Source organism: Vibrio sp. 10N.261.52.C2 (genome assembly GCF_041471425.1).
Lineage (GTDB): Bacteria > Pseudomonadota > Gammaproteobacteria > Enterobacterales > Vibrionaceae > Vibrio > Vibrio crassostreae_C.
Window position 1 is genome coordinate 78,883 of sequence record NZ_JBFROH010000017.1, and the last position, 4,892, is coordinate 83,774.

2 protein-coding genes and 9 tRNA genes are annotated in these 4,892 nt (G+C 42.0%); 10 read left to right on the forward strand and 1 reads right to left on the reverse strand.

Features of this window, described 5'->3' with window-relative positions; translation table 11 throughout:
- The first annotated feature begins 70 nt into the window (after positions 1–70).
- The 10 genes from AB4307_RS07115 to AB4307_RS07160 all read left to right on the forward strand — a co-directional run bounded on the left by AB4307_RS07115 (position 71) and on the right by AB4307_RS07160 (position 3,276).
- Positions 71–146 (forward strand) — tRNA-Asn (locus AB4307_RS07115).
- A gap of 71 nt (positions 147–217) precedes the next feature.
- Positions 218–293 (forward strand) — tRNA-Thr (locus AB4307_RS07120).
- Positions 294–300: 7 nt separating this feature from the next.
- Positions 301–376 (forward strand) — tRNA-Phe (locus AB4307_RS07125).
- Positions 377–432: 56 nt separating this feature from the next.
- Positions 433–508 (forward strand) — tRNA-Asn (locus tag AB4307_RS07130).
- Positions 509–890: 382 nt separating this feature from the next.
- Positions 891–2,516 (forward strand): methyl-accepting chemotaxis protein, encoded by a 1,626-nt coding sequence (locus AB4307_RS07135; protein ID WP_372131494.1) that lies wholly within the window; start codon positions 891–893, stop codon positions 2,514–2,516.
- A 235-nt stretch (positions 2,517–2,751) separates the two neighbouring features.
- Positions 2,752–2,827: transfer RNA gene (locus tag AB4307_RS07140), tRNA-Phe, on the forward strand.
- A gap of 56 nt (positions 2,828–2,883) precedes the next feature.
- A tRNA-Thr gene (locus AB4307_RS07145) sits at positions 2,884–2,959 on the forward strand.
- A 24-nt stretch (positions 2,960–2,983) separates the two neighbouring features.
- A tRNA-Asn gene (locus AB4307_RS07150) sits at positions 2,984–3,059 on the forward strand.
- Between the two features lie 36 nt (positions 3,060–3,095).
- Positions 3,096–3,171: transfer RNA gene (locus tag AB4307_RS07155), tRNA-Thr, on the forward strand.
- 29 nt (positions 3,172–3,200) lie between these two features.
- Positions 3,201–3,276, forward strand: a tRNA-Asn gene (locus tag AB4307_RS07160).
- 344 nt (positions 3,277–3,620) lie between these two features.
- Here AB4307_RS07160 and AB4307_RS07165 read toward each other — a convergent pair.
- Positions 3,621–4,016: a DUF2391 family protein gene (locus AB4307_RS07165; RefSeq protein ID WP_017060180.1), complete on the reverse strand. Its 396-nt coding sequence runs from the start codon at positions 4,014–4,016 to the stop codon at positions 3,621–3,623.
- Between the last annotated feature and the right edge of the window lie 876 nt (positions 4,017–4,892).

The window sequence follows — 4,892 nt, forward strand, 5'->3', positions numbered from 1 at the left end:
GCCTCGAGGCACCATTATTTTGTACTTAACAAATAATGGTCTTTATAGACCTGATGTTGAGACAAGTAATTCCCCTTTAGTTCAGTTGGTAGAACGGCGGACTGTTAATCCGTATGTCGCAAGTTCAAGTCTTGCAAGGGGAGCCATTTTTAAAGGACTTCATTTTATATGAGGTTTTAATTGAAGAGTTTAACTCTTTAAGCAAAGAATTTAGTGTGCCGACTTAGCTCAGTAGGTAGAGCAACTGACTTGTAATCAGTAGGTCACCAGTTCGACTCCGGTAGTCGGCACCATTCTTTTGCCTCGATAGCTCAGTCGGTAGAGCAGCGGATTGAAAATCCGCGTGTCGGTGGTTCGATTCCGCCTCGAGGCACCATTATTTGGTGCTTAACAAATAATGGTCTTTATAGACCTGATGTTGACACAAATAATTCCCCTTTAGTTCAGTTGGTAGAACGGCGGACTGTTAATCCGTATGTCGCAAGTTCAAGTCTTGCAAGGGGAGCCACATTCAAGAAAGCCAAGTCGAAAGACTTGGCTTTTTTTCGTTTGAACAAAAACAAACTCTATTCAATATACACATCAGCTCCTCACTAACTCTTAATCAGTCTCGATAAATTGAGTTATCTCCTTTTAGTACTCTTACTACAGCAGTTGATTCTAAGTTCTATAAAGCATATCCACTACAACAGAACCAACGCCTTATAAAGTTCATGACCCGCTAATATTCACATTAAAACAAATAGAACCAAGTCCTGTTACTTTTTTTTCTTCGAAAATTTAATCCCTATCATACTTTGATGTCTTTCTAATATCTGCCTTACACCACTTAGATTAAGATTCGATGAATTATACCTAATACTAATTATTGAATCGCTGCGCGGGGAAATATGAAACTAAAAACGCAAGCTTACTTATTATCGGGCATCATCTTGATCGCCCTGCTAGCACTGACGGCTACAGGCTTATGGACCTTAAGAGTTGCTAGCAACATGGACAACAAAGCTCGCGTAACAGAGCTGTTTAAGAGCGCATACAGCATTCTTACTGAAGTCGAAAAAATGGCGATTGATGGCACACTAGAAGAAGAGCAAGCCAAGCAACTAGCTACTCGCCTTCTACGCAACAACATCTATAAAGATAATGAATATGTTTACGTAGCCGATGAGAACATGACGTTTATCGCGACACCATTAGATCCTCAACTGCACGGAACCAGTTTTAACGACTTTAAAGATGGCGACGGCAATAGTGTTGGGCAGCTAATCCAAAGAGTACTTGGTAATCGTACTGGCGAGATCATTGAGTACACCTGGACACAAAAACTGCCAGATGGAACGATTGAAGAAAAACTGTCTATTGCAGAGAAAACGCCACATTGGGGTTGGGTTGTCGGCACTGGTATCGGGTTCAATGAAGTTAACGCTCGTTTTTGGTCTACTGCTCAATGGCAGCTATTCCTTTGTGTCGTGATTGCTGGTCTTATTCTGGCGAGCCTAATTGTATCCATTAAACGCATGCTAGCGCTTCTTGGCGGCGAACCTAAAGACGTACGAGAAGCAGTACAAGCCGTAGCACAAGGTCGAATTCAAACCTCTTTCGAAACTCAGGCAATTGACGGCAGTATCTATCACGCCGTACAACAAATGAGTAAGTCATTGGCTGAGCTAGTATCAAACCTTGACGCTTCAATGCTGGCATTAAGAGGCGAACTGCAGCGCGTAGAAGATCGCGCTGGGTCAATTGGTCAACTGACAGACACCCAACAGCAATCAACAGAGATGATCGCGACAGCAATGACCGAGATGGCCTCTTCAGCCAATAACGTAGCTGCTTCAGCTAGCGATACCGCGCGCAACACCGACGAGGCCGACAAACAGAGCCAGCATACCCAACAACTCATTCACAACACAGTAGATAACATTCAAGGCTTAGCAGGCCAACTAGGCACAGCAAGCGAAGCTGTCGCTAACCTAGATAACGATGTAAACAACATTGCAAAAGTATTGGATGTGATTGGTGATATAGCGGAGCAAACTAACCTATTGGCACTAAATGCAGCCATTGAAGCAGCTCGAGCTGGCGAACAAGGTCGTGGATTTGCTGTTGTAGCAGATGAGGTTCGTAACCTTGCAGGCAGAACACAATCGAGCACAAAAGAAATCCAATTAATGATTAATAACCTTCAAGAGGGATCTCGCAACGCAATTCAAACCATGGAAGTGTGTGCCGCGACCAGTGAAAGCACCGTAACAGAGTCTCAAAACGCCTCTGAAGCACTACAACAGATTGTTGTCGCATTAGAGTCCATTTCATCAATGAGTCATAAAATCGCAACAGCGGCCGCTGAGCAGACTCAGGTGAGCGATGATATATCGAAGCGTATCAATATGATCGAAGAGAGCGGTAACCAACTGAGCAATGTCGTAACAGAAAGTCATAACAGCACCCAAACTCTTGCCTCTCTTTCCAACGAATTAGAAGCTTGGGTTAATAGGTTTGAAGTAAAACACTAAACTCCCTAGAAAATTTTCAAATAAAAAAGCACGTTTTCATACGTGCTTTTTTTATTTCGGCGCCCATTCAGTGTAGTTAACCGTAGTTTTACTATCTTTTAGGGCATGCTAGACCTAGGTTTTTCACCCCAAATGAGCAAAAACAACCCACTAAGTATAGAAAAACATCAAACGATACTTTTTTTGCAATTTAATGTTGACCCAGAACGCGAAAACACGTTTAATACACCTCGTCGCCCGGATAGCTCAGTCGGTAGAGCAGAGGATTGAAAATCCTCGTGTCGGTGGTTCGATTCCGCCTCCGGGCACCACAATTTATTTGTTGGTGTCTTAGACAACAACAGTAAAGCACAAAGAAATATTATGTGCCGACTTAGCTCAGTAGGTAGAGCAACTGACTTGTAATCAGTAGGTCACCAGTTCGACTCCGGTAGTCGGCACCATTTCTTTAAAGCTTTAAGAATAATTCCCCTTTAGTTCAGTTGGTAGAACGGCGGACTGTTAATCCGTATGTCGCAAGTTCAAGTCTTGCAAGGGGAGCCAAGTTAATCATCAAGCATAAGCTTTTTGATTCATGATGCCGACTTAGCTCAGTAGGTAGAGCAACTGACTTGTAATCAGTAGGTCACCAGTTCGATTCCGGTAGTCGGCACCATTCTCTTGATTAGAGACTAAACAATCAATTCCCCTTTAGTTCAGTTGGTAGAACGGCGGACTGTTAATCCGTATGTCGCAAGTTCAAGTCTTGCAAGGGGAGCCAATTAAAAGAAGCCGCATCATTGATGCGGCTTTTTTGCATCTAAAGATCCTAACTTATTAATACAACTACCCTCACCTTTCAAATACCGTATTCAATTCAGAAACCAACCGTTTTTATATCCTTCCAAAGCTACAAATCTTCGCTACTTAATGCTCTTCAAAATCTCCCAACAACAAACGACACATTCACGTAAGAGTCAGTCACAGTACGTTGCTACTCATTTTATTGACTAGGAGATCGGTTGAAAAAATCAATACTAAGTTTGGAGGTAAGAAAGCTAAATAACGAATCAAGTAAGCGCTGAAAAGCTCTGTAAGACACTTCAATCCAAATTGATACACAGATTACTCTTTATCAAAACTATCCACTACAATAGCGCCCATAGAGGCTGGCATTGAAATAACAATCACTCTTTTGATCGATACGACGGGATCACTCAATAGAGGTAATTTGTCCAGGCAAGTCAGTACCAAAGCAACGACCAATGCCGTCATAACATAAGCAATCACTATTCTGAAAATAAACACCGGCAACCGAGCAACAACATCTTTTTGAAAGACACTCTCATACGTATAGAAGCCTAAGAACACCGCAGACAGTAAAAATAGCAGCAATAGATTAGCGGTAGGTAAAGTCTCCCCTAACTTCCAAGCCTCTTCAGAAAAAGAAATCGGCACGGCCAAGGCAAAAGATCCCACAAAGATCTGGCTCGCATCTTCAAAGTTAAAACTCAATTTCATAATTCGACCCATTAGGTTTAAGGCTTTATCTAATTCTGAAAAGAATCACAAAACTATCCGCCAATGATTTGGGGGATTTTTATTTCTACTAAGCAAACAGTAGTGACCTTCTAGCTTCATCTTAGTCGCAATAACCAAAACATAGCTTGAACTAACCAGCAAGAAATCAATATGCTCAGAGCAAAACGGTCAACACGACTGATTAATATCGAGTCAACAAACACATCAAAATCGAAGACAGAGTGGTAACCCCTAATATACCAGCACCTAGAACCAAAGAATCTAAATCCGCAGGGTGGTAAACGTCACTTCACGAATACGAGGGATGCTCTATTTCTTAGCTTATATACCCCTCAGGCACCACTTGGGAACACACTTAGCGACTCTCACCTTTAAGCTGAATCTAGCCTACTTTCACCCTTTGAAGTACTTAGAACGAGTCGCTCAATACCATCGAGAGTGGTTTTAAGCTCAATGCATAACAAGAGACATTAAGTCGACTCATTATGAGCTCTAGCGTTCTTAAGAGAAGCCTCCATGATAGAGCCCTAATTACACGTATCCTATAGATTCACAGATAGAGCAGAAGTCAGATTTCGTAGCCGAAAGGCTGTTAACTAATACTGAGAGCCGCTCACTTAATAAAGGAAACATCTACAGCGCGTATGGCTCGAGTATCTGAATGCTAAACTTAAAGCTATATACGTTTGAAATCATGCTCGAGTCACCTCACAGCTGGAATCAGAAATGATGTAGTCCTAATCATGAGTTGGTTTTGGGAAAAACCTGAGCTAAGAGCTGTGGGCTGCGGGAAAATCTTTTGTGTAAGTTATTCGACTGACGTGCGAAACACTATGATTTATACCAATTAAAGTA